Annotated in this window: 36 protein-coding genes; 1 reads left to right on the top strand and 35 read right to left on the bottom strand. The window is 56.0% G+C overall.

Annotated elements, in window-relative coordinates; translation table 11 throughout:
* Nucleotides 1–104 precede the first annotated feature (104 nt).
* From rpsD to creB, 29 genes are all read right to left on the bottom strand, one after another.
* Nucleotides 105–728, bottom strand: a complete 624-nt coding sequence (gene rpsD, locus ACQ4WM_RS09725) for a 30S ribosomal protein S4 (RefSeq protein WP_038496998.1) — start codon at nt 726–728, stop codon at nt 105–107.
* A gap of 257 nt (nt 729–985) precedes the next feature.
* Nucleotides 986–1,390 carry a 30S ribosomal protein S11 gene (gene rpsK, locus ACQ4WM_RS09720; RefSeq protein ID WP_010394475.1) on the bottom strand — a complete coding sequence of 135 codons (405 nt, stop codon included), beginning with the start codon at nt 1,388–1,390 and terminating at the stop codon, nt 986–988.
* Nucleotides 1,391–1,407: 17 nt separating this feature from the next.
* Nucleotides 1,408–1,773, bottom strand: coding sequence for a 30S ribosomal protein S13 (rpsM, locus tag ACQ4WM_RS09715; protein WP_046681666.1), 366 nt, complete (start codon nt 1,771–1,773; stop codon nt 1,408–1,410).
* A gap of 14 nt (nt 1,774–1,787) precedes the next feature.
* Nucleotides 1,788–1,901, bottom strand: a complete 114-nt coding sequence (gene rpmJ / locus ACQ4WM_RS09710) for a 50S ribosomal protein L36 (RefSeq protein ID WP_010394471.1) — start codon at nt 1,899–1,901, stop codon at nt 1,788–1,790.
* A 42-nt stretch (nt 1,902–1,943) separates the two neighbouring features.
* Nucleotides 1,944–2,162 (bottom strand): translation initiation factor IF-1, encoded by a 219-nt coding sequence (gene infA / locus ACQ4WM_RS09705; RefSeq protein WP_005663428.1) that lies wholly within the window; start codon nt 2,160–2,162, stop codon nt 1,944–1,946.
* A gap of 18 nt (nt 2,163–2,180) precedes the next feature.
* Complete coding sequence (secY, locus tag ACQ4WM_RS09700) at nt 2,181–3,515, bottom strand: preprotein translocase subunit SecY (RefSeq protein ID WP_065310144.1); 1,335 nt, start codon at nt 3,513–3,515, stop codon at nt 2,181–2,183.
* 32 nt (nt 3,516–3,547) lie between these two features.
* The gene (gene rplO / locus ACQ4WM_RS09695; RefSeq protein WP_436546469.1) at nt 3,548–3,979 is read right to left on the bottom strand and encodes a 50S ribosomal protein L15; all 432 of its coding nucleotides are present in this window, start codon (nt 3,977–3,979) and stop codon (nt 3,548–3,550) included.
* 30 nt (nt 3,980–4,009) lie between these two features.
* Nucleotides 4,010–4,189 carry a 50S ribosomal protein L30 gene (rpmD, locus tag ACQ4WM_RS09690; RefSeq protein ID WP_010394435.1) on the bottom strand — a complete coding sequence of 60 codons (180 nt, stop codon included), beginning with the start codon at nt 4,187–4,189 and terminating at the stop codon, nt 4,010–4,012.
* Nucleotides 4,190–4,199: 10 nt separating this feature from the next.
* Complete coding sequence (rpsE, locus tag ACQ4WM_RS09685) at nt 4,200–4,718, bottom strand: 30S ribosomal protein S5 (RefSeq protein ID WP_436546468.1); 519 nt, start codon at nt 4,716–4,718, stop codon at nt 4,200–4,202.
* A 9-nt stretch (nt 4,719–4,727) separates the two neighbouring features.
* A complete protein-coding gene (gene rplR / locus ACQ4WM_RS09680) occupies nt 4,728–5,090 on the bottom strand; it encodes a 50S ribosomal protein L18 (protein WP_010394431.1) in 363 nt (120 codons plus the stop codon).
* Nucleotides 5,091–5,103: 13 nt separating this feature from the next.
* Entirely contained in the window at nt 5,104–5,637 is a 534-nt protein-coding gene (gene rplF, locus ACQ4WM_RS09675; protein WP_436546467.1) for a 50S ribosomal protein L6, read from the bottom strand.
* A 10-nt stretch (nt 5,638–5,647) separates the two neighbouring features.
* A complete protein-coding gene (gene rpsH, locus ACQ4WM_RS09670; protein WP_065310146.1) occupies nt 5,648–6,043 on the bottom strand; it encodes a 30S ribosomal protein S8 in 396 nt (131 codons plus the stop codon).
* A gap of 14 nt (nt 6,044–6,057) precedes the next feature.
* The gene (gene rpsN, locus ACQ4WM_RS09665; RefSeq protein WP_010394423.1) at nt 6,058–6,363 is read right to left on the bottom strand and encodes a 30S ribosomal protein S14; all 306 of its coding nucleotides are present in this window, start codon (nt 6,361–6,363) and stop codon (nt 6,058–6,060) included.
* Between the two features lie 2 nt (nt 6,364–6,365).
* Complete coding sequence (rplE, locus tag ACQ4WM_RS09660; RefSeq protein WP_010394421.1) at nt 6,366–6,905, bottom strand: 50S ribosomal protein L5; 540 nt, start codon at nt 6,903–6,905, stop codon at nt 6,366–6,368.
* A 6-nt stretch (nt 6,906–6,911) separates the two neighbouring features.
* Nucleotides 6,912–7,226: a 50S ribosomal protein L24 gene (gene rplX, locus ACQ4WM_RS09655; protein WP_038497027.1), complete on the bottom strand. Its 315-nt coding sequence runs from the start codon at nt 7,224–7,226 to the stop codon at nt 6,912–6,914.
* A 9-nt stretch (nt 7,227–7,235) separates the two neighbouring features.
* Nucleotides 7,236–7,604 (bottom strand): 50S ribosomal protein L14, encoded by a 369-nt coding sequence (rplN, locus tag ACQ4WM_RS09650; protein WP_008444317.1) that lies wholly within the window; start codon nt 7,602–7,604, stop codon nt 7,236–7,238.
* A 251-nt stretch (nt 7,605–7,855) separates the two neighbouring features.
* On the bottom strand, nt 7,856–8,128 hold the full coding sequence (rpsQ, locus tag ACQ4WM_RS09645) for a 30S ribosomal protein S17 (protein WP_065310148.1): 273 nt from the start codon (nt 8,126–8,128) through the stop codon (nt 7,856–7,858).
* Entirely contained in the window at nt 8,125–8,316 is a 192-nt protein-coding gene (gene rpmC, locus ACQ4WM_RS09640; protein WP_071079768.1) for a 50S ribosomal protein L29, read from the bottom strand. Before rpmC ends, rpsQ begins: the two co-directional genes overlap by 4 nt.
* 12 nt (nt 8,317–8,328) lie before the next feature.
* Nucleotides 8,329–8,748 carry a 50S ribosomal protein L16 gene (rplP, locus tag ACQ4WM_RS09635; protein ID WP_034753201.1) on the bottom strand — a complete coding sequence of 140 codons (420 nt, stop codon included), beginning with the start codon at nt 8,746–8,748 and terminating at the stop codon, nt 8,329–8,331.
* A 2-nt stretch (nt 8,749–8,750) separates the two neighbouring features.
* Nucleotides 8,751–9,575: a 30S ribosomal protein S3 gene (gene rpsC / locus ACQ4WM_RS09630; protein ID WP_092718261.1), complete on the bottom strand. Its 825-nt coding sequence runs from the start codon at nt 9,573–9,575 to the stop codon at nt 8,751–8,753.
* A 9-nt stretch (nt 9,576–9,584) separates the two neighbouring features.
* Nucleotides 9,585–9,917 (bottom strand): 50S ribosomal protein L22, encoded by a 333-nt coding sequence (rplV, locus tag ACQ4WM_RS09625; protein WP_170840583.1) that lies wholly within the window; start codon nt 9,915–9,917, stop codon nt 9,585–9,587.
* Entirely contained in the window at nt 9,914–10,189 is a 276-nt protein-coding gene (gene rpsS, locus ACQ4WM_RS09620) for a 30S ribosomal protein S19 (RefSeq protein WP_008444295.1), read from the bottom strand. Before rpsS ends, rplV begins: the two co-directional genes overlap by 4 nt.
* Before the next feature lie 10 nt (nt 10,190–10,199).
* A complete protein-coding gene (gene rplB, locus ACQ4WM_RS09615; protein WP_065310150.1) occupies nt 10,200–11,027 on the bottom strand; it encodes a 50S ribosomal protein L2 in 828 nt (275 codons plus the stop codon).
* On the bottom strand, nt 11,027–11,344 hold the full coding sequence (gene rplW / locus ACQ4WM_RS09610) for a 50S ribosomal protein L23 (protein WP_010394398.1): 318 nt from the start codon (nt 11,342–11,344) through the stop codon (nt 11,027–11,029). The genes rplB and rplW overlap by 1 nt, the downstream gene beginning before the upstream one ends.
* Nucleotides 11,341–11,961, bottom strand: coding sequence for a 50S ribosomal protein L4 (gene rplD / locus ACQ4WM_RS09605; protein WP_312434005.1), 621 nt, complete (start codon nt 11,959–11,961; stop codon nt 11,341–11,343). The genes rplW and rplD overlap by 4 nt, the downstream gene beginning before the upstream one ends.
* A 3-nt stretch (nt 11,962–11,964) precedes the next feature.
* Entirely contained in the window at nt 11,965–12,621 is a 657-nt protein-coding gene (rplC, locus tag ACQ4WM_RS09600; RefSeq protein ID WP_010394393.1) for a 50S ribosomal protein L3, read from the bottom strand.
* Between the two features lie 226 nt (nt 12,622–12,847).
* Nucleotides 12,848–14,257 (bottom strand): cell envelope integrity protein CreD, encoded by a 1,410-nt coding sequence (gene creD / locus ACQ4WM_RS09595; RefSeq protein ID WP_436546466.1) that lies wholly within the window; start codon nt 14,255–14,257, stop codon nt 12,848–12,850.
* An 80-nt stretch (nt 14,258–14,337) separates the two neighbouring features.
* Nucleotides 14,338–15,759 carry a two-component system sensor histidine kinase CreC gene (creC, locus tag ACQ4WM_RS09590; RefSeq protein ID WP_436546465.1) on the bottom strand — a complete coding sequence of 474 codons (1,422 nt, stop codon included), beginning with the start codon at nt 15,757–15,759 and terminating at the stop codon, nt 14,338–14,340.
* A 1-nt stretch (nt 15,760) separates the two neighbouring features.
* Complete coding sequence (gene creB, locus ACQ4WM_RS09585) at nt 15,761–16,474, bottom strand: two-component system response regulator CreB (RefSeq protein ID WP_436546464.1); 714 nt, start codon at nt 16,472–16,474, stop codon at nt 15,761–15,763.
* 196 nt (nt 16,475–16,670) lie between these two features.
* Here creB and ACQ4WM_RS09580 point away from each other — a divergent pair, with 196 nt between their 5' ends.
* Nucleotides 16,671–17,231: a tetratricopeptide repeat protein gene (locus tag ACQ4WM_RS09580; protein WP_436546463.1), complete on the top strand. Its 561-nt coding sequence runs from the start codon at nt 16,671–16,673 to the stop codon at nt 17,229–17,231.
* Nucleotides 17,232–17,242: 11 nt separating this feature from the next.
* On the opposite strand, the gene ACQ4WM_RS09575 is transcribed toward ACQ4WM_RS09580, so the two are convergent.
* From ACQ4WM_RS09575 to rpsG, 6 genes are all read right to left on the bottom strand, one after another.
* Nucleotides 17,243–18,088: a DUF817 domain-containing protein gene (locus ACQ4WM_RS09575; RefSeq protein WP_436546462.1), complete on the bottom strand. Its 846-nt coding sequence runs from the start codon at nt 18,086–18,088 to the stop codon at nt 17,243–17,245.
* Between the two features lie 140 nt (nt 18,089–18,228).
* The gene (locus ACQ4WM_RS09570) at nt 18,229–21,042 is read right to left on the bottom strand and encodes a TonB-dependent receptor plug domain-containing protein (RefSeq protein WP_436546461.1); all 2,814 of its coding nucleotides are present in this window, start codon (nt 21,040–21,042) and stop codon (nt 18,229–18,231) included.
* Between the two features lie 379 nt (nt 21,043–21,421).
* On the bottom strand, nt 21,422–21,739 hold the full coding sequence (rpsJ, locus tag ACQ4WM_RS09565) for a 30S ribosomal protein S10 (RefSeq protein ID WP_010394389.1): 318 nt from the start codon (nt 21,737–21,739) through the stop codon (nt 21,422–21,424).
* A 179-nt stretch (nt 21,740–21,918) separates the two neighbouring features.
* Complete coding sequence (gene tuf, locus ACQ4WM_RS09560) at nt 21,919–23,109, bottom strand: elongation factor Tu (protein WP_436546431.1); 1,191 nt, start codon at nt 23,107–23,109, stop codon at nt 21,919–21,921.
* A gap of 71 nt (nt 23,110–23,180) precedes the next feature.
* The gene (gene fusA, locus ACQ4WM_RS09555) at nt 23,181–25,286 is read right to left on the bottom strand and encodes an elongation factor G (protein WP_436546460.1); all 2,106 of its coding nucleotides are present in this window, start codon (nt 25,284–25,286) and stop codon (nt 23,181–23,183) included.
* Between the two features lie 107 nt (nt 25,287–25,393).
* Nucleotides 25,394–25,864 (bottom strand): 30S ribosomal protein S7, encoded by a 471-nt coding sequence (rpsG, locus tag ACQ4WM_RS09550; protein ID WP_065310159.1) that lies wholly within the window; start codon nt 25,862–25,864, stop codon nt 25,394–25,396.
* Between the last annotated feature and the right edge of the window lie 78 nt (nt 25,865–25,942).

The following is a 25,942-nucleotide window of genomic DNA, read 5'->3' as shown; positions in this document are numbered from 1 at the left end:
TCCTTTTCAATACCCTCGGCTCGTTACGCCGATAAGGCTGATGGCATTAGTAAAACGCCCACTCGCAAAAAAACGAGTGGGCGGGATATTGCTACTGACTGCTATTAACGCGAGTACAGCTCGACGATCAGCGATTCGTTGACGTCGTTGGCGATTTCGTTACGCTCTGGCAGGGACTTGAACGTACCTTCCATTTTCTTGGCATCAACCGAAACCCAGCTAGGCATACCAACTTGTTCGGCCAGCGACAGTGCTTCAACGATACGCACTTGCTTTTTCGATTTTTCACGAACAGCGATGATGTCGCCGACTTTGACCGAGTACGAAGCGATGTTGACAACGATACCGTTCACGGTGAACGCTTTGTGGCTGACCAGTTGACGCGCTTCAGCGCGGGTCGAGCCAAAGCCCATGCGGTAGCAAACGTTGTCCAGACGCGTTTCCAGCAACTTCAACAGCGTTTCGCCGGTGTTGCCTTTACGACGGTCTGCTTCAGCGAAGTAACGGCGGAATTGACGTTCCAGCACGCCGTACATGCGCTTGACTTTTTGCTTTTCGCGCAGTTGGTTACCGTAGTCCGAGGTGCGGGCGCCGGATTTGACACCGTGCTGGCCTGGTTTGACGTCCAGTTTGCACTTGCTGTCGAGCGAGCGACGTGCGCTCTTCAGGAACAGGTCAGTACCTTCACGGCGGGAGAGTTTTGCTTTAGGTCCGATATAACGTGCCACGAGACTTCCTTTTTTTAAATGATAACGCCCCAGCCACATGCATGATCAAACACACTGATGCGGTTAGGCGCTAGTCTGACTCACTTGCAATCAGACGGTGGCTGAAAACGAAAAACCCGTCAAATACAATTTGACAGGCAAGAACAGCCGGGCAGTATAACCGTTTCCGGCTCCCTGCTCCAGCGTTTTCACACAACTGTACTCAATACAACAAACAAGACAGCAGCTGGCGCCGAAGCGCCCTCTGCAGTACTGTCTTAGATACGACGACGTTTCGGTGGACGGCAACCGTTGTGCGGTACCGGCGTCACGTCCTGGATCTCGGTGATCTTGATGCCCAGGTTGTTCAGCGCGCGAACAGCGGATTCACGACCAGGACCTGGACCCTTGATACGTACTTCCAGGTTCTTCACGCCACACTCAACTGCCACTTTACCAGCGGCTTCTGCGGCGACCTGCGCTGCAAATGGGGTCGATTTACGCGAACCCTTGAAGCCTGCACCGCCGGAAGTAGCCCACGACAAGGCATTGCCTTGACGATCGGTGATGGTAATGATGGTGTTATTGAACGAAGCGTGGACATGTGCGATGCCTTCAGCGACGTTCTTTTTAACTTTTTTACGCACGCGTGCTGATGCGGCGTTATTTTGCGACTTGGCCATAATTATTCCCTAGCGGATTATTTTTTCAGCGATTGAGCGGCTTTACGCGGTCCCTTGCGGGTACGTGCGTTCGTACGCGTACGCTGGCCACGGCAAGGCAGACCCTTGCGATGACGCATGCCGCGGTAGCAACCCAGATCCATCAAACGCTTGATGTTCATGGACAGTTCACGACGCAGATCGCCTTCGACGATGAATTTACCTACTTCATCGCGCAGTTTTTCCAGTTCGCTGTCATCCAGATCTTTGATCTTTTTGTTGGTTGCTACACCGGTCGATGCACAGATTTTCTCTGCGCGTGGACGGCCAACACCGTAGATGGCCGTCAGGCCGATAACGGTATGCTGATGATTTGGGATATTAACCCCTGCAATACGTGCCATTTGTTATTCCTCGATTAACCTTGACGCTGCTTGTGACGTGGTTCCACGCAGATTACGCGGACTACGCCTTTGCGCTTGATGATCTTGCAGTTGCGGCAGATCCGCTTGACTGATGCGAGAACTTTCATTTTTGGGCTCTTTCTTTCGCTTCTTTGGTTTGATTCACTGTGTTACTTGGTTCGGAACACAATGCGGGCTCGGCTCAGGTCGTACGGCGTCAACTCCACCGTCACCTTGTCTCCAGGGAGAATGCGAATATAATTCATCCGCATTTTACCTGAAATATGCCCGAGCACCACGTGTCCGTTCTCCAGCTTCACTCGAAATGTTGCATTTGGAAGATTCTCAAGAATCTCTCCCTGCATCTGTATGACGTCGTCTTTTGCCATTCGATGTGCTTACCGCGCTTAACGCGTCGGAATCCCGCCCTTGAAATTAGCTTTGCGCAGCAGCGAGTCATATTGCTGCGACATCACATAATTTTGTACTTGCGCCATGAAATCCATGGTGACAACTACAATAATCAACAAGGAAGTACCGCCAAAATAGAATGGTACTTTCCACTGGGCTTGCATAAATTCCGGCAATAAACACACCAGGGTGATGTAGACTGCGCCGGCAAGTGTCAAACGCGTCAGGATCTTGTCGATGTAACGGGCTGTCTGTTCACCTGGACGGATCCCGGGAATGAACGCACCGCTTTTCTTCAAGTTATCCGCTGTTTCCTTGCTGTTAAATACCAGCGCTGTATAGAAGAAACAGAAAAACACGATCGCCACTGCGTACAACAGCGCATGGATAGGCTCACCAGGCCCCATCGATGCTGCCAAATCTTTCAGGAACCGCACCGCAGGGTTAGCGTTATCGGCGCCCTTTGAAAACCAGTCCACGATAGTGGCCGGAAACAAGATGATCGAAGAAGCAAAGATCGGCGGGATCACGCCGGCCATGTTCAGCTTCAACGGCAAATGGCTGGTTTGACCGCCATAAATCTTGTTGCCTACCTGGCGCTTCGCGTAATTGACCAATATTTTGCGCTGACCACGTTCGACAAAGACGACGAAGAACGTTACCAGTGCTACCAGCAGCACGATGAAGATCGCGCCCAAGCTGCCGATCGAACCATTCGATACCAGGCTGAACAAACCACCCAGTGCGGAAGGCAGACCTGCTGCAATACCGGCAAAAATGATGATCGAGATGCCGTTACCCAAGCCACGCTCGGTAATCTGCTCACCCAACCACATCAAAAACATTGTTCCGGTCAACAAAGTAACGACCGTCACGAAGCGGAATGCAAGACCAGGTTCCAACACCAGACCAGGCTGCGACTCCAGTGCGACTGCAATACCCAACGCTTGAAACAGTGCCAGCGCAACCGTGAAATACCGGGTGTACTGGGTGATCTTGCGACGGCCTGCTTCGCCTTCTTTTTTCAACGCTTCCATCTGCGGTGACACGATCGACAGCAATTGCATGATGATCGAGGCCGAGATATAAGGCATGATACCCAGCGCAAACACTGTAAAGCGAGACAAGGCACCGCCCGAGAACATGTTGAACATGCCCAGAACGCCGCCTTCGTGCTCCTTGAACAGCGAGGCTAATTGTGTCGGGTCAATCCCGGGAACCGGGACGTGAGCACCGATACGATAAACCACCAATGCGCCAAGCAAAAACCAGAGCCGCCCCCAAGGGAAACCAGCTGCTGCACTTTTAGCAAGTTGTGGATTAGTCGCCAATTTTCGCTCCGATCAAGCTGTTAGCGGTCAACTCAGGCTACCGAGCCGCCGGCTGCTTCGATGGCTGCTTTCGCGCCAGCGGACACTTTCAAGCCCTTCAAATTCACCGCTTTGGTGATTTCGCCGGACAAGATCACGCGCACGTCACGGGCCAACACGCCCAGAACGCCAGCTTGCTTCAAGACCAGAATGTCGACATCGCCAACAGCCAGGTTGTTCAGATCGGACAGGCGCACTTCAGCTTTGAAGGTTGCGTGCATCGATTTGAAACCGCGCTTAGGCAGACGGCGTTGCAGAGGCATCTGACCGCCTTCGAAACCGACTTTATGAAAGCCGCCCGAACGCGATTTCTGACCCTTGTGACCACGACCGGCAGTTTTGCCGATACCTGATCCGATACCGCGACCGACGCGACGCTTGTAGTGCTTGGCGCCTTCGGCTGGTGCAATAGTATTCAATTCCATGATTTGCTCCGTTCGTGTAAGCCCGAAGGCTTACCCGACAACTTTAACGAGATACGATACTTTATTGATCATGCCGCGTACGGATGGGGTGTCTTGCAGTTCGGAAACCGAATTTACACGACGCAGACCCAGACCGCGCACGGTAGCGCGATGCGATTCGCGCGTACCGATCAAGCCCTTGACCAATTGCACTTTGACTGTGTTTGTCATTTTGTCCACCTTAAGCCAGAATGTCTTCAACCGACTTGCCGCGTTTGGCGGCGATGTCAGCTGCAGTACTCATTTTCGACAGGCCGTCCAGCGTAGCGCGTACCAGGTTGTAAGGGTTGTTCGAACCGGTGGATTTCGCCACCACGTCCGTTACGCCCATTACTTCGAAGATAGCGCGCATTGCGCCACCAGCGATCACGCCGGTACCAGGCTTGGCCGGGTTCATCAGGACCTTGGAGGCGCCGTGACGACCAACAACCGTGTGATGCAAGGTACCGTTTTTGAGTGGTACTTTGATCAGGTTGCGACGGGCTTCTTCCATTGCCTTCTGCACGCCAACTGGCACTTCTTTCGATTTGCCCTTGCCCATGCCGACGCGGCCATCGCCGTCACCAACTACGGTCAGCGCGGCGAAACCCATGATACGACCACCCTTGACCACTTTGGTCACGCGGTTGATCGCGATCATTTTTTCGCGCATGCCATCATCCGGCTTGTCGCTTTGCATTTTTGCTTGCATTTTTGCCATGATTGATCCTTAGAACTTCAGACCGGCTTCGCGTGCGGCTTCTGCCAACGCTTTAACACGGCCGTGGTAACGGAAACCGGAGCGGTCAAACGCAACTTCGGTAATTCCTGCTTTCAACGCTTTTTCAGCGACGCGCTTGCCGATCAAGGCTGCAGCAGCGGCATTGCCGCCTTTGCCGGACTGGCCTGCCAGTTCAGCGCGAACTTCCGCTTCAGCCGTCGAGGCCGAAACCAGGACTTTAGCGTCCGGGCTGATCAGGTTGGCGTAAATGTGCAGGTTGGTGCGATGCACCGACAAGCGATTTACTTTCAGTTCCGCAATCTTGATGCGGGTTTGGCGTCCGCGGCGAAGCCGTGATTCTTTCTTATCCATCGTCAGCCCCTAATTACTTCTTCTTGGTTTCTTTAAGCTTGACCACTTCGTCCGCATAGCGAACGCCCTTGCCTTTATAAGGCTCAGGGGAGCGGTAAGCACGAACTTCAGCGGCTACCTGGCCAACCTGTTGACGGTCGATACCCTTGATCAGGATCTCGGTCGGGGTTGGTGTTGCGCAGGTAACGCCAGCTGGCATGTCATGCACTACAGGGTGCGAGAAGCCCAGCGACAGATTCAGCTTGTCGCCTTGAGCTTGCGCCTTGTAACCCACGCCTACCAGGTTCAGCTTTTTCTCGAAACCCTTGGTGACGCCAACGACCATGTTGTTGACCAGTGCGCGCAGCGTGCCGGACATGGCATTGGCTTCGCGGCTGTCGTTCGCCACGTCGAAACTCAGGGTTCCTGCATTGTTTTCTACTTTGACCTGGCCGGTGAGGACCTGGGTAAGCACGCCCAGCGGGCCTTTTACGGTGATCGCTTGTGCGGAGATGGCGACTTCAGCGCCAGCTGGCACAACGATAGGCATTTTAGCTACTCGAGACATGTGTAACTCCTTAAGCCACGTAGCAAATAACTTCGCCGCCGACACCGGTAGCGCGTGCTTTGCGGTCAGTCATGACGCCTTGCGGAGTCGACACGATCGCCACACCCAAGCCATTCATCACTACAGGGATGTCATCTTTGCCTTTGTAGACGCGCAGGCCCGGACGGGACACGCGCTCGAGGCGCTCGATGACGGGACGGCCAACATAATACTTCAAACCGATCTTCAGTTCCGCCTTGCCACCAGCTTCGGCAACAGCGAAATCTTCAATGTAACCCTCGTCCTTGAGGACGTTGGCAATCGCAATTTTGACTTTCGACGATGGCATTGCCACTGTCGTTTTTTGCACGCCCTGGGCGTTACGAATGCGGGTCAGCATATCGGCGATAGGATCGCTCATACTCATTGCATATTCTCCTATTACCAGCTTGCTTTAGTCATACCCGGAATTTCACCACGCATGGCGAATTCACGGAGCTTGATACGACCCAGACCGAATTTACGGAATGTGCCGCGCGGACGACCAGTGATGGCGCAACGGTTACGTTGACGCGTCGGGTTCGAGTTACGTGGCAGCGCCTGCAGTTTCAGGCGAGCTTCGTAGCGCTCTTCTTCCGATTTCGATTGGTCATCGACGATGGCCTTGAGAGCTTCGCGCTTAGGGGCGAATTTCGCCACCAGGTCAGCACGCTTGATCTCACGATTAATCAGTGACAGTTTGGCCATGATCAGTTCCTGAAAGGGAATTTAAAGGCGGCGAGCAAAGCTTTGGCTTCGTCATCGGTCTTAGCAGTTGTCGTGATGCTGATATTCATACCGCGCAACGCGTCAATCTTGTCGTATTCGATTTCAGGGAAAATGATCTGTTCCTTGACACCGATGTTGTAGTTGCCACGACCGTCGAATGCACGACCGTTCACACCACGGAAATCGCGCACACGCGGCAGAGCCACGGTAATGAAGCGATCCAGGAACTCGTACATGCGAGCGCCGCGCAGGGTGACCATCGTACCGATCGGGTAACCTTCACGGATTTTGAAGCCTGCGATCGCTTTGCGGGACTTGGTGGTCACTGGCTTCTGGCCAGCGATCTTGGTCAAGTCAGCAACTGCGTGCTCGAGAACTTTTTTATCCGCGATAGCCTCACCAACACCCATGTTCAGGGTGATCTTGGTCAGGCGTGGAACTTCCATTACCGACTTGTAACCAAACTTGCTGGTCAGGTCGGCAACGACTTTTTCTTTATAGAATTCTTGGAGACGTGCCATGATTTCTTAAGCCTTCACTACTTCGCCGGAGGATTTAAAGACGCGGACTTTTTTACCGTCCACTTCTTTGAAACCCACGCGATCTGCCTTGCCAGTCGCTGCATTAAACAATGCAACGTTGGACACGTGAATTGGCATGGTCTTGTCGACGATACCACCAGTTACGCCAGTCATCGGGTTTGGCTTGGTCGCTTTTTTAGCGACGTTAATGCCATCAACCACGATATGTTCAGCATCGATACGCTGCTGCACCACACCACGTTTGCCCTTGTCTTTCCCGGTCAGAACGATGACTTCGTCGTTTTTACGAATCTTATCCATTACGACTCCTTACAGGACTTCCGGTGCCAGGGACACGATTTTCATGAACTTCTCAGTGCGCAGTTCGCGCGTGACAGGTCCAAAAATACGGGTACCGATCGGTTCCAGCTTGGCGTTCAACAGAACGGCGGCATTGCCGTCGAACTTCACCAGGGAACCGTCTTGGCGGCGAACACCTTTAGCGGTGCGCACAACCACGGCGTTATAAATTTCACCTTTTTTGACACGGCCACGTGGCGCAGCAACCTTGACGGTTACTTTGATCACATCGCCAATGCCAGCATAACGGCGCTTGGAGCCACCCAATACTTTGATGCACATAACTTCTTTGGCACCAGTATTGTCAGCCACTTCGAGCCGGCTTTCAGTTTGAATCATAGTATTCTCTTTCCCAACTTAAGCCGAAGAATCCACACAATGTAGACCCGCGGTCAGTCTTGGTCCCGCCAGAGCCGCCCTGCTGGGCTTCACTGTTTGGGTGCATGACCTTCATACATCAACTGACCGCGGAGCTATGTCTGTGGCCAGACACTTTGCGGCGTTACATGAACGAAGCCCGCAAGTATTACATACAATTTGCGGGCCTGCAAGTACAAATTAAAAACCACCGCCGAAACGGTGGATTTTATTTAAACGATGGGTGCGGCTTGAACCACACGTGTCACCGTCCATGCCTTCGTTTTGGAGATCGGACGACCTTCCTGGATCTCTACCGTGTCACCGGCTTTGACCTGGTTGGTCTCGTCATGCGCGTGATACTTGTTCGAACGCATGATGATCTTGCCATACAAAGGATGTTTTACGTGGCGCTCGATCAGAACGGTAACGGTCTTGTCCATCTTGTCGGATACCACTTTACCGATCAGCGTGCGCTTGAGCGACTGTTTCACTGGTTCGTTCATTTGGCTTCCTTCAGATTCATTACCGTCTTCACACGCGCGATATCGCGGCGTACCTTCTTGAGCTGCGAAGTGTTGCTCAGCTGTTGCGTAGCGATTTGCATACGCAGGCCGAACTGTGCCTTCAACAAGTCATTCAGCTCTTTTTGCAGAGCTGGCTGGTCTTTGCCGCGGAGTTCAGTTGCTTTCATATCCAACTCCAATTATTGGCCAACTTGGCGGATGACAAACGTCGTCGCCAGTGGCAGTTTAGCGGCGGCAAGACGGAAAGCTTCCCGTGCCAGCGCTTCGTCAACGCCATCCATTTCGTACAGTACTTTGCCTGGCTGAATTTCAGCGACGTAGTACTCAGGATTACCTTTACCGTTACCCATACGGACTTCAGCCGGTTTGTTCGAAATCGGTTTGTCCGGGAAAATACGGATCCAGATACGGCCACCGCGCTTGATGTGACGCGTCATTGCACGGCGCGCCGCTTCAATTTGACGCGCAGTGATACGACCGCGCGCAACGGCTTTCAGACCGAATTCGCCAAACGACACGGCGGTGCCGCGGCTGTGCGAAATGCCGGTGTTACGGCCCTTCTGCTCTTTACGATACTTTCTGCGTGCTGGTTGCAGCATGATTATTCTCCTGCTTTCTCAGCGGGTGCTGCAGCGGCGGCCGGTTTAGCGGCGGTACGCACACGTGCACCTGGTGCTGTGGATGGTTTCGCACCGGCACCGGCTGGACGCGGGCGGCCAGCTGGCTTGCCATCGTCACGGCGTGGACCGCGGCTCTTCTTCTCGTCAGCTGGGGTATCGATGACTGGTGCATCGCCGTTAGGCGCGCGGTCACCTTTGTATACCCACACCTTGACGCCGATGATGCCGTACGTGGTCGACGCTTCGCTGGTACCGTAGTCGATATCGGCGCGCAGGGTATGCAGAGGCACGCGGCCTTCGCGGTACCACTCTTTACGTGCGATTTCGATACCGTTCAGACGGCCGGACGACATGATCTTGATACCGAGTGCACCCAGGCGCATTGCATTTTGCATTGCACGCTTCATGGCGCGGCGGAACATGATCCGTTTTTCCAGCTGCTGCGAGATCGAATCGGCGATCAGTTGCGAATCGATTTCAGGCTTGCGAATTTCTTCGATGTTCACGTGAACAGGTACGCCCATGATCTTGGTCAGCGCGGACTTCAGTACTTCGATGTCTTCGCCTTTTTTACCAATGACCACGCCTGGACGCGAGCTGTAGATCGTGAAGCGCGCGTTCTTGGCAGGACGCTCGATAACGATGCGGCCAACCGAAGCGTTCTTCAGTTTCTTTTTCAGGTAAGCACGTGCTTTCAAGTCTTCGTTCAGCATGGCAGCGAAATTGCCGTTGCCTGCATACCAGCGCGAAGCCCAGTTACGGGTGACCGCCAGACGGAAACCGGTTGGATGAATTTTCTGACCCATCGTGGCTCCTTAGTTACCGACAGTCACGTAAACGTGACAGGATTGTTTCGAAATACGGTCGCCACGGCCTTTTGCACGCGCGGTGAAGCGCTTCAGGACCGGGCCCTTTTCGACGTAGATCGTTTTCACGAACAATTCGTCGATGTCCGCACCATCATTGTGTTCTGCATTGGCGATTGCCGATTCCAGAACACGCTTGATGATCGCAGCACCTTTTTTCGGGCTGAATTGCAAGATGTTGAGTGCTGCGTCAACTTTCTTGCCACGGATCAGGTCAGCAACCAGTCGACCTTTTTGGTCCGACAGGCGCACACCTTTGAGGATAGCTTTGGTTTCCATTATTTCTTAGCCTTTTTGTCAGCTGCATGACCCTTGAACGTACGGGTCAGTGCGAATTCGCCGAGCTTGTGACCAACCATGTTTTCGGAAACATAAACCGGCACGTGCAGCTTGCCGTTATGAACCGCGATCGTCAGGCCGATAAAGTCAGGCATGATTGTCGAACGACGCGACCAGGTTTTGATTGGCTTTTTGTCTTTGGCAGCTTGCGCAGCTTCAACTTTTTTCACCAGGTGGGCGTCACAGAACGGCCCTTTTTTCAATGAACGTGTCATGTGCTACCCCTTATTTCTTGCCGCGGCGCGAGACGATCATGGAAGTAGTACGCTTGTTGCTGCGTGTCTTCTTACCTTTAGTCTGTTGGCCCCAAGGCGAAACTGGATGACGACCAGCTGCTGTTTTACCTTCACCACCACCGTGCGGGTGATCGACCGGGTTCATGACCACACCGCGAACGGTAGGACGAACACCGCGCCAGCGCATCGCACCAGCTTTACCGATTTTACGCAGGCTGTGTTCGGCATTGCCGACTTCGCCCACGGTTGCACGGCACTCAATGTGCACGCGACGTACTTCACCCGAGCGCAGGCGCACTTGAGCGTAGGTACCTTCACGAGCCATCAGCACGACGCCGGCGCCGGCGGTACGTGCCATTTGAGCACCTTTACCTGGCAGCATTTCGACGCAATGCATCACGGTACCGACCGGGATGTTACGGATTGGCAAGCAGTTACCCGATTTGATCGGTGCTTCCGAACCGTTCATCACGCTGTCGCCAACGGACATGCCTTTGGTTGCGATGATGTAGTGACGTTCGCCGTCGGCGTAGCACAGCAGAGCGATATTCGCGGTGCGGTTCGGATCGTATTCGATACGTTCCACTTTCGCTGGAATACCATCTTTGGTGCGCTTGAAGTCGATCAGGCGATAGTGTTGCTTGTGACCACCACCGATATGACGGGTGGTGATGTGACCGTTGTTGTTACGACCAGCGGTCTTGGATTTCTTTTCAACCAGGGCAGCGAACGGACGACCTTTGTACAGGTCCGGGTTCACCACCTTCACCATGCCGCGACGGCCTGGCGAGGTTGGTTTCATCTTAACGAGTGCCATTATGCAGCCTCCTCGGAGAAGTTGATTTCCTGGCCAGGCTTCAGGCACACGAAAGCACGCTTGGTATGGTTACGACGGCCGTTGAACTTGCCGGTGCGCTTTTGCTTGCCTTCGCGGTTTGCAGTTTGCACGGACAGGACTTCGACCTTGAACAGCAGTTCGACTGCTGCCTTGATTTCAGGCTTGGTTGCATCCGGCAGTACGCGGAATACAATTTGCTCGTTCTTTTCCGCGACCATGGTGGCCTTTTCGGAAATCACGGGCGCCAACAGCACCTTCATCAAGCGTTCTTCGCTATGTTTCAAAATCGCGCTCATGCCAGCATCTCCTCAATCTTGGCCAGTGCAGCTTTGGTGACCAGGATCTTCTTGTAGAACACCAGGGACATCGGGTCTGCATGACGTGGCTCGACGACGAGTACGTTAGGCAGGTTGCGCGATGCCAGTTCCAGGTTTTCGTTCAGAACGTCGGTGATGATCAGAACCGAATCAAAGCCCAGGCCGTTCAATTTTTGCGACAGCAGCTTGGTTTTTGGCGCGTCGATCGTCAGATCGTCGATGACGACCAGGCGCTCTTCGCGAGCCAGCTGCGACAGGATCGAGCAGACACCTGCGCGATACATTTTTTTGTTCACTTTGTGGGTGAAGTTTTCGTCAGGCGAGTTCGGGAAAATCCGACCACCGCCGCGCCACAGTGGCGACGACGACATACCAGCACGAGCGCGGCCGGTACCTTTTTGGCGCCATGGCTTTTTGGTCGTGTGGTGAACTTCTTCACGGTCTTTTTGCTTGCGGTTACCGCTACGTGCATTCGCTTGATAAGCGATCACGACTTGGTGGATCAGCGCTTCGTTGTAATCACGGCCGAAAATTTCATCAGCAGCGACGACGTTGGAGCCGGCTTGACCTTGCGCATTCAGAAGCTTGAGTTCCATCGTTTAAGCTCCCTTCTTGGCTTTGGTTTTGATGGCTGGCGAGACAACTACCTGGCCATTTTTCGCACCTGGAATCGCGCCTTTGACCAGCAGCAGCTGACGGTCGGCATCGATACGGGCGATCACGAGGTTCTGGATCGTACGATTCACGTCACCCAGGTGACCGGTCATGCGCTTACCAGGGAAAACACGACCTGGATCTTGCGCCATACCGATGGAGCCTGGCACGTTGTGCGAACGCGAGTTACCGTGCGTTGCACGGCCAGAAGCGAAGTGGTAACGTTTGATAACGCCTGCATAGCCTTTACCGATGGTAACGCCTTGCACGTCGATCTTTTGACCGACTTCGAACAGGGAAGCAGCGACGACATCGCCAGCTTTCAATTCGGCGGCTTTAGCAGCATCAACGCGGAACTCTTTCAACAGAGTACCAGCTTCAACACCAGCTTTAGCATGATGACCAGCAACAGCTTTGGTCACGCGGGAAGCGCGACGTTGACCGAATGCGACCTGAACAGCGGAGTAACCATCTGTTTCAGGGGTTTTGATTTGCGCAACACGATTGTTCGATACGTCCAGCACGGTGACAGGAATCGAGTCCCCTTCGTCCGTGAAAATGCGCATCATACCAACCTTGCGACCGAGAAGGCCTAGGCTCATTTTTTCTCCATTCCCACCTGCGATTGGGCGGGGCTTGTTTAACTACAAATAACGTAGGACTCAAAAAAGGACGAATCCATACCGAAGCCGGCTAGTATATAGCACAAAAACCCTTGACGCAACAAGTTAACACGAGGTATGTCAAAGTGTTGTTGTGCGCTTCGCGGCAAGTTGCCGGCATTGCCGCGAAGGAGCGCTAAGGTAACACACATCGGCCGCGCAGCGGCTATTCATGCGCCTTTCCAGCCGGCAAAGCACCGCCCTTGCCCACCTGATACCAGTCGACCTTGCGCGTCACCACCATCACGACCGCCAGCACGGCAAACAGCAGGATGCTGCCCATCACCAGCGCATTGCTTTCCGAATTGAGCAGGCCATACAGGGCGCCGTACAACAGGGTCAATGCAACGCCGAAGCCGATTGCCCTCGCCGCGCTCCTGAGCACATAGGTCAGGTAGAAGCTGGTCAGCACGATACATGCGGCGCTGGCAATCAGATAGGCCATCCAGAAGGCGATATGCTCGGCCAGGCCCACCAGCAGCAGGAAGAAGATCACCAGCGCCAGCCCGACCAGCAGATACTGCACCGGGTGGATCGGCAGGCTCTTCAGTATTTCGAAGATGAAGAAGGCGGCAAATGTCAGGGCGACGAACAGCAGGCCATACTTGGTGGCGCGGTCCGACTGAGAATACACATTGACGGGCTCGATAAAGCCCACGCTGAAACGGTCAACCTGGCCCAGTGGCGCGCTGTCGGGCACCTTGAATTCAGCTTCGATAGCGGAGATCTGGCGCTGCGCGTCGGAGGCCAGTGCCGAGATGCCCCACTCCACCACGAAACCGTTGGCGTCGATCTGGCGATGTTTCGGCGAAGGCAAGAAGCGCCCGCCAAACTGCGGATGCGGCCAGTTTGACTTGAGGACGACCTGGGTGTTTTTGGCCACCGGCACGAAATGCTGGCGTTCGATGCCGTCCAGGCCCAGATCGAAGCTGAATTTCACCTGCTGCGGCGCTGCCAGGGGCATGGCGCCCAGCGGCGCGTGCAGGCCACTGCGGAAGGCAAACAACTCGCTGCCCTGCTCGAACTCGATCTGGCGCCCGCCCCAGTCGATTTTCGGGATATTGCGGATGCCGCGCACATCCTCGATCGACAGCGCAACAAAGGGTTGGCCAGCCGTAATGCGCGCGTCCGGCGTCTTGCGCGGCAGTTGCTCCAGGCTCGGCATGGTGAAGTCGCCCTTGAAAGCATGCTGGCCGCTGTAGACCAGTACCTGGTGGATGCCGCGGTAGCGGCGGTCGGTTTCGATGCTGCCCTGCTGCAGCAGATTGTTCGGGTACACCAGCAAGCGGCGCTGCATCACGCGGCGCCGTACTTCAGTGCGCACCGGCACGCTGCTTTTCACGTCCTTGTCGGCTGCGATCTCAACCCGCTCGTCATACTGCTCCACATACGGTATCACCAGGATCGGCCCGATCAGGGTTTGCTCGCGCACGGAATCGGCAGCGATGCTGTCGACCGCTTCCTGGCGAAACTGCATGCGCTCCTTGATGGTTTCCTGGATCATCAGCAGCGGCAGGCCGATCAGCAGCATCAGACCGAACACGATCAGCGCCTTGATCAATAATGTTTTTTGCATGGTGCCTCCAAATGGTAAGGAGGCCAGTCTAGAAAAGCTGTATGCGCTGATGATGCGTTGCGTGTGAAGTGCAGGCTTTTTTATGCCATCGGCAGCCATAGCCGCGCCAGTGCGCCGCCCTCGGCATGGTTGCCCACTTCCACCGTGCCGCCATGCAGCAGGGCCACTTCGCGCACAAAGGGCAGGCCCAGGCCGGTGCTTTTCCCTGCCGAAGGCCGCGGCAGCGAATAGAAACGCTCGAAGATCCTCTCCTGCGCGTAAGCCGGTATGCCCTCGCCACGGTCGCGCACGCCGATCTCGATCCCCTGCCCGCTTCTGCCAGCCTGCAGGTCGATGCGGCTACCCTGCGGTGCAAAGCCGATGGCGTTCTCCAGCAGATTGCCCAGCGCCTGGCGCAGCAGCAAGGCGTCGCCGGCAACCGTGGCATCGACGGCGCTCACTTCCAGCAGTACGCCGCGCGCCGCCAGCGAGGCGGCGGCATCCTGCGCCACCTGCGCCAGCAGTGGCGCCACGGCGATCAGCTCGGGCGTGTCGAGGCGCTGCTGCTTTTCCACGCGCACCAATGCCAGCAGCTTGTCGATCAGTTGCCGCTGGCGCGCGTTCTGCTCCAGGATATTGCCGAGAAAACGCGCGCGTTCGGCAGCCGGCATGTCTTCCTGCAGCAACTCGGCCGACGCCTGGATGGCGGCGATCGGGCTTTTCAATTCGTGCGTCAGCGTATGCATCAGCTGTTCGACATATTCCTTGCCTTCAAGCCGCGTGCGCATGGCGTCGAGCGCCCGCCCCAGGATACCGATTTCACTGTTGCCCAGCGGCGGCAGCGCCACCTTGCGCCCCGCTTCCACCGCGCCTATATACGCCATCAGTTTGCCCAGCGCATGGTGCAACCACCACGCAAAAGCCAGGCCGATCAGCAAGGAGAGCAGCAGCAGGATCGCGCCGCGTTGCAGGATAATGCGCTGGCTGCGTTCCACAAAGGCCTGCACGCTGGCGTTCGGCTTGGACACCGTCAGCACGCCGATAATGGCGTCGCCATCGCGAATCGGCGCTGCCACGTGCATCACGGTCGACATCTCGTTGTCGGGGTACGAGCGCGTGCTGCGCGCGCCATATTTGCCCTGCAAGGTGAGATACACATCGTTCCAGCGCGAGTAATCTTTGCCCACGTCGCGCCCGCTGGTATCGAACAGCACCACGCCATGCCGGTCGGTGATATAGATCCGGTAGTCGAGCGAACGCTTGCGCACGCCGTTGATATTGACGTCGATGGCGCGCTGCGCGTAATGCTGCATGCGCTGCAGCACGGCGGAGTCGTCAAGCCTGCCATCGCGCATGTCGGCCGCCACCAGCGCGGCCAGCAGCTGCGAGGTGTCGACCAGGGTGTCTTCCAGGGTCGAGCGCACGCCGGGCTTGACCTGCTCCATGAACACATTGAGCAGGAACCAGGCGGCCAGGCCCACCACCAGGAAATAGCCGCACAGGATGCGCAGGCCGATCTTCATGTCAGGCGCCCGCCAGGCTGTAACCCAGGCCACGGTGGGTCTGGATCGGATCGACCTTTGCATCAACGGCGCGCAGCTTGGCACGCAAGGATTTCACGTGGGCGTCGACCGTGCGCTCCAGCGTGTCGGGCGCGCCGCTCCAGACGCGCTCCATCAGCTGCGCGCGCGACAGCACGTGACCGGGATGCTCGAGCAGGGTTTTCAGCAGAAGGTATTCATAGCGGGTCAGGTCCAGCGGCTGGCCATGGAACAGCACGCGCGCTTCCGGGGTGCGCAATTCAAACCGCGCAGCATCGGCGCGTGGCGGCTGGCCGGCTTCCGGTAGGGGTGGCGCAACTCTTGCGCGGCGCAAAATGACGCGAATGCGCGCCACCAGTTCGCGCGGGGAAAACGGTTTTGTCACGTAATCGTCGGCACCGATTTCCAGCCCCACGATGCGGTCGATTTCATCGCTGCGGGCAGTCAGGAAAATCACCGGCACATCGGAAAACTGGCGCAGCTGGCGGCACGCTTCCAGGCCGTTCATGTCGGGCAGCCCGATATCGAGCACCACCAGCTGCGGCGCGGCGCAGGCGTCACTGCTGCTGCGCATGACAGCCAGCGCCTGTTCACCGAGCATCACGTGATACGGCGTAAAACCATCGGTGCGCAGGGCATAGGCGATGCTGTCGGCGATCGCCTGTTCATCTTCGACGATCAGGATGGTACGGGTCATGGCGGCGCCGTAATGGATGAGGAGAACGCAGTATCCCTGAAGCGGGCAAGCAGCGTCAATCGCGCCCGCCGCAAGCATTCTGTGGGGAAGTGCGCACAAGCGTGTAAATAAATTCTCACAGTAAACTAGTTATAGTATATTTATCAGAGGCTTCCAAAGAGATACACCCTGTATCCACCGCCTGCACGAGGAAAACATGAAGACATCGACCATCAGCCTGTTATGCATCGCCAGCTTGCTCACTGCCTGCGCCACCACCCCTGATCCGGCACCCGCCCTTGCCGCCTCCAGCGCGCAGCATGACGCCTGCAATGCAGCAGAACTGAAGGGCCAGCTGGCCGAAGCGGAACTGGCCTGCAAACAGGCGCTCGACAGCGCCATCAAGGCCGGCGCGAAAGATGAACTGCTGTCGCAGCGCCAGTACAACCTGGGCCGCATCAAGCGCCTGCTGGGCAAGCATGTGGAAGCCGAAGCGCTGTACAAGCAGGCGCTGGCGACCGAGGAAGCAGCCCTGCCGCGCAGCGATGCACGCATCGGCCGGCGCCTGGTGGAACTGGCCTCGGCGCTGTCGGCGCAAGGCAAATGGCAGGAAGGCAGCGCCTACCTTGAGCGTTCGCTGCCGCTGCTGCACAAGCTGTCCGAAACCTCGCGCACCTACTCGGCCGAAGTGCTGCGCCAGTATGCGAAACAGCTGCAGGGCGGTCCGCAAGCGGCGCTCGGCAAGCGCTTCCTGGAAACGGCCGCCATCCTGAAATAAGACTGGCCGGATTAAGCGCGCGCCACGTGGATGCTGTGCTTGATGTGCTTCAGGTGGGCGATGATGGTAAACGTCATCACCACCAGCAGCGACCATGAACTCCATTTGCTGACATGCACCGCCGACCAGGCGCCCAGCTGGTTCGGATAGCGCCACACGCCCCAGAAGGTGCTGATGTTTTCGGCCAGCCAGATGAAAAAACCAACCAGCACGAAACCGAGCAGCAAGGGCATGCTGCGGTCGCGGTCGAGCGGACGGAAGACCACCGTGGTGCGGGCATACAGGCCCAGCGCGCAGGCGGCCAGGTACCAGCGGTAGTCGCCGATATAGTGATGCGTGAAGAAATTGGCATAGATCAGCAGCGCGATCATCACTGCCATCCAGTACGGCGGATGATGGCGGATGCGCATGTCGAGCAGGCGCCAGCTCTGGATGATGTAGCTGCCGACAGCCGCATACATGAAGCCCGAGAACAGCGGCACGCCGAACACTTTGCTCCAGGCGAAATCGGGATAGCTCCAGGACCCGATGCTGCCCGATACCTTGAACACCTCCAGCGCGAAGCCGACCGCATGGAACAGGCACACGGCCTTTAATTCATCCCAGGTTTCCAGCTTGCCCCAGACCATCGCGCCCTGGATAGCCAGCGCCACCAGCAGCAGCACGTCGTAGCGCGGCAGGCCCAGGATACCGGCACGCGGCACCAGGAACACGGCGCCGAAGAACAGCCCGACGAACAGGCAGGCCCTTGCCTCCTTGATGCCGAAATACACGAACTCGGTGAGAAAGCGCTGCCAGCCACGCAGGCCGCCACGCGGCGCGGCATTCAACAGATGGGTATCGAGGGTATTAAGCATGCGGCAACTTTAGCGCCCGCCTGACACACTGTAAAGCACTATCGTCCGCTGGCGACAGTACAAAAAAAACCAGGCGCGAGGCCTGGTTTTCATGTGCTCCCGGCAAGAAGGCCGGGACTGGCAAAATCAACGCACTACAATCAGAAGAACTTGTAGCTGGCCGAAACGCCGATGCGGCGGAACTGTGGCGTGTAACCATCGCGCCACTGAACCGGAGCATCTTTTTCGAACAGATTGTCGATGAACAGGTTCAGGCGGGTGTTTTTGATACCGCTGTAGGCCAGGTTGTAATCGACCGTCGTGTTGCTGCCAACGCGGGCGCAGGCCGACATGTTTTCAGCCGCGACCTTGTTGGTGACGCAGTAGGTTGGCGACGACAGGCTGTCGTTGCTGTAACCACTTTCGTAGTTGACCGTCACGCCATGGTCGAAATTACCGTTCTTCAGGCTGGCGCGCGCTTTGGCTTTCATGCGCGAACCCAGGTCGTAGGTACCGGCCATATTGGTGTCATAGGCATTGTCGGTGACGCTGAATTCCTGGTATTTCCACAGGTAGGTACCTTCCACTTTCAGGCGAACCTGGCCGATGGCGGTGTTGAAACGGCCACCTGCATCAAAGTCGAAGCCCGAAGCACGGGTCTTGCCGCTGTTGACGTATGGGTTGAACAACAGGCCGACCGCACCCACGCCACCGAAGTTGAGCGTGTTGCTTGGTGCGTATTTCTTCACCAGTGCCAGGAACTGCGCATCGGAAGCCGAATTGTCCACGCGAATCAGCTGGCCTGGTGCCAGATCAGCTTCGCCGCGCAGGATGTCCGAGATCGAACGGGTACCGATTTCGTCCTTGCGTTCGATATGGTAGTAGTCCAGTGCCACGGTCCAGTTCTTGATCGGCTCAAACACGAAGCCGGCGGTCAGCGAACGCGAGGTTTCCGGTTTCAGGTCCTTGTTGGAGGACACGAAGGTCGGCACACCGAACGAGCAGTCCGCATTGCGGAAGGTGTTCGCCTGCGCCTTGTCGGCGCTGGTGGCTGCAGGGTTGTTCTGCACCAGGTTGTTCAAGGTGCTGGAAGTGGTGCAGCGGCGTGGATCGGTCTGTGCGGTCGCGAACGAGCTACGACCCAGGCCGTTACCGGTTTCAACGATGTTCGGTGCGCGGAAGCCGCCCGATGCCGTTGCACGCAGCAACAGGGTGTCGGTGGCATTGACGCGCAGGCCCAGTTTTGGCGAGAAGTGCACGTCGCTGTTGCTCGACTTGTCGGCACGTACTGCGGCGCTCAGTTCGACGCGTTTCATGACAGGAATGGTCGCCTCGGTAAACAGCGCGTAGTGATCCGACGTGTCTTTCACTTGCAGGCCGGCGATGCCGACCAGCTCGCCACGCAGCACGTTATCCGAGCTGGCCATTTCATATTTTTCGCGACGGATATCGGTACCAAACGCCATGCTCACGGCACCTGCCGGCAGTTGGAACACTTCGCCGGACGCGGTGGCGTTGATGAAGGTGGTCTTCGATTCGCCGAAGGTGGTACGGACCGGGAACATCGATTCGAGCAAGGCTGCATCGTTTTGCTGGCCGAACTTGTAGGTACCGTTGTTGATGGCATTGCTGTAGCCGTCTTTACTGACAGCGCGGGTCGCCTTGGTGGCCGACGACTTCATGAAACCGGCCGACGATTTCCAGTCAAAGCTGCCGATATCGCCGTTCAAGGTCAGCATCACGCGGGTCTGGTCCGACTCGGTGCGGTTGAAGTTGAAACCATTGCCGGTGTCCATCATGCGTGCGCGGTATTCCACCGGCACGGCGTACGGATTCATGGCGTGGCCGACCGGCAGCTTAGGATAGAAGAACGGACCGACCATCTTGCCGTCAATCGCGTTGTACCAGGTGCTCGACGAGGTCGTCGCATTGCCATTGCTGACACTGAACGGGGCGACGATATAGTCATTGCTGGCGCCGGCATTGGTGATCTCGAAGTTGGCGTCGATATCCTTGCCAATGCGGAAGTGCGTATTGCTGGCCAGTGCATAGCGTTTGGCATCGGTGGTCAAGCCGGTGTACGGCAGGATGTCCATCTTGCACAGACCATCTTTCGGGTCGATATTGCCGGCAGGGCAGCCTGGTGCGGCAACGATGTTGGTGCTGCTGCGGTAGTAGTTACCAGTCGGCGAGAACGAGCTGCCGGCATCCCAGGTCGAACGGCCCGGGGTCAGGCGGTGCCATGCCGGGTAGTGACTACGCAGGTCGCCGGTGGTGTAGCCGTCGCTCTTGTACGCTTCATACGTCAGGTAGGTATTGAAGCCATCCTTGTCGATGTCGCCATAGCCGATGATGCCCGACACGTTGCGGTCACGCTGGTCCTTGAAACCGTCCGATTCCTTGTAGTTGCCGGTCAGCTTGGCACCAACGAATTCTTTCAGCAGGATGATGTTGATCACGCCGGCAATCGCGTCGGAACCGTAGATCGCCGATGCGCCGTCTTTCAGGATCTCGATGCGTTCGATGGCGGAAGCTGGGATCGCGTCCAGATTGGTGAAATTCTGTTGTGCGTTGTCGGCCAGGCCGTATTGCGCAATGCGCTGGCCATTGACCAGCACCAGGGTGGCGACCTTGCCCAGGCCACGCATGCCAACGCCCGACGAACCGGTCGCGAAACCGCCCGAGCTGGTGCTCGACGAGTTGAGCGAGGTGCTGATGGCGGACGAGGAATTGAGGATGCCCAGCGCGGTGGTCTGGCCGGTACGCTCGATGTCATCGCGGGTCAGTATCTGGATCGAACCCGCCGCTTCCGCTTCGGTACGCTTGATGCTGCTACCGGTGACTTCGACGCGTTGAATTTTTTCTACAGGTTCTGCAGCTTGTTGTGCGAATGCATATGGCGAGAATGCCAGGGTCAATGCGATTGCAATGGTGCTTTTTTTAAAACCTGGTGTGTTGATTACAGTTTTGTTCAAGACTACTCCCGAGCTGTCGTTTTGTGTGAATTGTCGACACGAGCAAGTGATATTCCTCGTAAGAACATCGTACTTTGTAACGTGGGACATGAATTTCTCACATCGAAGTAGCCCTGCAAAGGGGAAAAGCCCGATATTGCGATTATTGACTCATTTTTTGACTAGTCTGTTGTTTTATGGAATCATATTTAGTATATATTTAGCACTATATGAAAATAAACTTTCTCATCTCGTCATAGTGCCGGCTCGCTTGCAGCCGCTCAAAAGGTATAGACAGGTCTATATCTGGACGTAAAAAACCGGGCCTGTCACGATCGTGAACAGGCCCGGCTTTTTATCAGCTGACGGTCAGGAAACCCTGGCCGCCACCTTGAATCGATTATTGCAGTTTGATTTCGACATCAACACCAGCTGGCAGGTCCAGCTTCATCAGTGCGTCAACGGTTTTGTCCGTTGGGTCAACGATGTCCATCAGGCGTTGGTGCGTACGGATCTCGAACTGATCGCGCGAAGTTTTGTTGACGTGCGGGGAACGCAGCACATCGAAACGCTGAATACGGGTAGGCAGTGGTACTGGGCCTTTGACGACAGCGCCGGTGCGCTTCGCGGTTTCAACGATTTCCAGAGCGGACTGGTCGATCAGTTTGTAATCGAAAGCCTTCAGGCGGATACGGATTTTTTGGTTTGGTGCCGACATGATATTTCCTTAAAAGAACGAACCGCGCGGTCTGCACGGCAATGAGGTCATACGGGGAATTTCTGACGCAACAACCGTCAGGGTCGACATGATAGCACCAAAATGCTTGCCTACCCCGGCAGTTGAATAAAAAGAAGGGCGCCGGGCGACGACGCCTTCTTTTTTTACAGGCTTAAGAATTAAGCCAGGATTTTTGCAACAACGCCGGCGCCGACGGTACGGCCACCTTCGCGGATAGCGAAACGCAGACCTTCTTCCATCGCGATCGGGTTGATCAGCTTGACGGTGATCGACACGTTATCGCCTGGCATGACCATCTCTTTGTCTGCTGGCAACTCGATCGAACCGGTCACGTCCGTCGTACGGAAGTAGAACTGTGGACGATAGTTGTTGAAGAATGGCGTGTGACGGCCGCCTTCGTCTTTCGACAGAACATAGATCTCGCCGGTGAAGTGGGCGTGTGGCTTGATCGAGCCTGGTTTTGCCAGAACTTGACCACGTTGCACGTCTTCACGCTTGGTGCCGCGCAGCAGCAGACCAACGTTGTCGCCAGCTTGACCTTGATCCAGCAGTTTGCGGAACATTTCCACGCCGGTGCAAGTCGTTTTGACGGTATCGGTGATGCCGACGATTTCGATCTCTTCGCCGACCTTGATGATGCCGCGCTCGATACGACCGGTCACAACGGTACCGCGACCCGAGATCGAGAACACGTCTTCCACTGGCATCAGGAATGCACCGTCAACAGCGCGCTCTGGCGTAGGGATGTAAGCATCGAGTGCATCGGCCAGACGCAGCACTGCGTCAACGCCCATTTCGCCTTCTTTGCCTTCCAGCGCCATACGTGCCGAACCTTTGATGATAGGCAGGTCGTCGCCTGGGAATTCGTACTTCGACAACAGCTCGCGCACTTCCATTTCAACCAGTTCCAGCAGCTCTGCGTCGTCGACCAGGTCGCACTTGTTCAGGAACACGATGATGTATGGAACGCCAACCTGGCGGGCCAGCAGGATGTGTTCGCGGGTCTGTGGCATTGGGCCGTCAGCTGCCGAGCACACCAGGATCGCGCCGTCCATCTGGGCTGCACCGGTAATCATGTTCTTGATGTAATCGGCGTGGCCTGGGCAGTCAACGTGAGCGTAGTGACGGGTAGCCGTTTCGTACTCGACGTGTGCGGTGTTGATGGTAATGCCGCGTGCTTTTTCTTCTGGAGCCGCATCGATCTGGTCGTATGCTTTGGCTTCGCCGCCGAATTTCTTCGACAGAACCGTTGCGATTGCAGCGGTCAGCGTGGTTTTACCGTGGTCGACGTGGCCGATGGTGCCGACGTTGACGTGCGGCTTGGTCCGTTCGAATTTACCTTTTGCCATTTTATTCTTCCTTAGAACAATGATTTAAATGTAGGACCGGCATTCTCGTGAAAGCCGGCCCGGCACAACAATTACTTAGCTTTCGAGCTTACGATTGCTTCAGTCACATGTTTCGGAGCTTCCGAATAGTGCTTGAATTCCATCGAGTAAGTCGCACGGCCTTGCGTTGCGGAGCGCAGCGAGGTCGAGTAACCGAACATTTCCGACAGTGGTACTTCGGCCTTGATGATCTTGCCGCCACCGCCAGCAATCTCGTCCATGCCTTGCACCATGCCGCGACGCGACGACAGATCGCCCATCACGGTACCGGCGTAATCTTCCGGCGTTTCCACTTCCACCGACATCATCGGCTCCAGGATGACTGGCGATGCTTTGCGGCAGCCATCTTTGAATGCCATCGAAGCGGCCATGCGGAATGCATTTTCGTTCGAGTCGACATCATGGTAGGAACCGAAGAACAGCGTGACTTTGACGTCAACGACTGGGTAGCCAGCCATCACGCCCGAAGTCAGCGTGTCGCGCACACCTTTTTCAACTGCAGGGATGTATTCGCGAGGAACGGTACCGCCCTTGATCGCGTCAACGAATTCGAAACCCTTGCCCGGTTCTTGCGGTTCGATCTTCAGAACCACGTGACCGTATTGACCACGACCACCCGATTGCTTGACGAATTTGCCTTCCGACTCTTCGCAAGTTTTGCGGATCGTTTCGCGGTAAGCCACTTGTGGCTTGCCGACGGTCGCTTCAACGTTGAATTCACGTTTCATGCGGTCAACGATAATTTCCAGGTGCAACTCGCCCATACCACCGATGATGGTCTGGCCCGATTCTTCATCGGTTTTCACGCGGAACGAAGGATCTTCCTGTGCCAGGCGGTTCAGCGCCAGGCCCATTTTTTCCTGGTCAGCCTTGGTCTTAGGCTCGACGGCCTGCGAGATCACTGGCTCAGGGAAAACCATTTTTTCCAGGGTGATGATGGCCGATGGATCGCACAGGGTTTCGCCCGTGGTTGCATCTTTCAGGCCCACCGCTGCGGCGATATCGCCGGCGTGTACTTCCTTGATTTCTTCGCGCTGGTTCGCATGCATCTGCAAAATACGGCCAAGACGTTCTTTCTTGTTCTTGATCGGATTGTAGACGGTGTCGCCCGACTTGATCGTGCCCGAATAGACGCGGAAGAAAATCAGCTGGCCGACGAACGGGTCGGTCATGATCTTGAATGCCAGCGCAGCGAATTTCTCGTTGTCGTCGGCTTTACGGAAGATCGGCTGGTCATCTTCATCCATGCCTTGCACTGGCTTGATGTCCAGTGGCGATGGCAGGTATTCGATCACGCCGTCCAGCATGGCTTGCACGCCCTTGTTTTTAAAGGCGGTGCCGCACATCATTGGAACGATTTCCGACGCCAGAGTACGGGCGCGCAGAGCAGCCTTGATTTCAGCTTCCGTCAGGTCGCCTTCTTCCAGGTACTTGTTCATCAGTTCTTCGGACGCTTCGGCAGCAGCTTCCACCATCTTCTCGCGCCACTCGGCGGCTTGATCAGCCAGCTCTGCAGGGATATCACGGTAGTCAAACTTCATGCCTTGCGACGCGTCGTCCCAATACACAGCCTTCATCTTGACCAGATCGACCACGCCCAGGAAGTTCTCTTCGGCGCCGATAGGAATCTGCAGAGGAATCGGGTTGGCTTTCAGGCGGGCACGCATCTGCTCGTAGACCTTGAAGAAGTTGGCGCCGGTACGGTCCATCTTGTTCACGAAGGCCAGACGTGGCACTTTGTACTTGTTAGCCTGGCGCCATACCGTTTCCGATTGTGGCTGCACACCGCCGACTGCACAGTAAACCATGCAGGCGCCATCCAACACGCGCATCGAGCGTTCAACTTCAATCGTGAAGTCAACGTGGCCCGGGGTGTCGATGATGTTGATGTGGTGCTCAGGGAAATTGTTAGCCATCCCTTTCCAGAAGCAGGTGGTCGCTGCGGACGTAATCGTGATGCCGCGCTCTTGCTCTTGCTCCATCCAGTCCATGGTGGCAGCGCCATCATGCACTTCGCCAATCTTGTGATTGACGCCCGTGTAGAACAGCACGCGTTCGGTGGTGGTCGTCTTACCTGCATCGATGTGAGCGGAAATACCGATATTGCGGTAGCGCTCAATGGGGGTCTTGCGGGCCATAATTAATCCTAAATTAATGAACAAAACCGAGCAGCATTTTTTTGCAAAAATGAGCCCGGCCTCGAACAACAGATCTTGACAGCCGCCTTGCGACAGCTGGCTTTTTATTAGAAGCGGAAATGCGAGAACGCTTTGTTCGCTTCAGCCATGCGATGGACTTCGTCGCGTTTTTTCATCGCGCCGCCACGGCTTTCAGCCGCTTCCATCAGCTCACCGCCGAGGCGTTGTGGCATCGATTTTTCGCTGCGCTTGTTAGCAGCTTCGCGCAACCAACGCATGGACAGAGCCATACGACGCACTGGGCGAACTTCGACCGGCACCTGGTAGTTTGCACCACCGACGCGACGGGATTTCACCTCAACGAGCGGCTTGGCGTTGTTGATTGCGGTAACAAAAACTTCGAGTGGATCTTTACCCGATTTTGCTGCGATGTGCTCGAAAGCACCGTAGATGATGTTTTCTGCAACCGATTTTTTACCGGACAGCATCAACACGTTTACGAATTTGGCGACATCAGTGTTGCCGAATTTTGGATCTGGCAAGATTTCGCGCTTGGGTACTTCACGACGACGTGGCATATCAATTCCTTTCAATCTTCAGTTGAGCGCGCGTTCTTCGCACACTCGCGGACGACCATCATAGTCACCCACTTACTC

This window comes from Janthinobacterium longum (assembly GCF_051380735.1).
Classification (GTDB): domain Bacteria; phylum Pseudomonadota; class Gammaproteobacteria; order Burkholderiales; family Burkholderiaceae_D; genus Janthinobacterium.
This window is presented reverse-complemented; position numbering and strand designations above follow the sequence as displayed.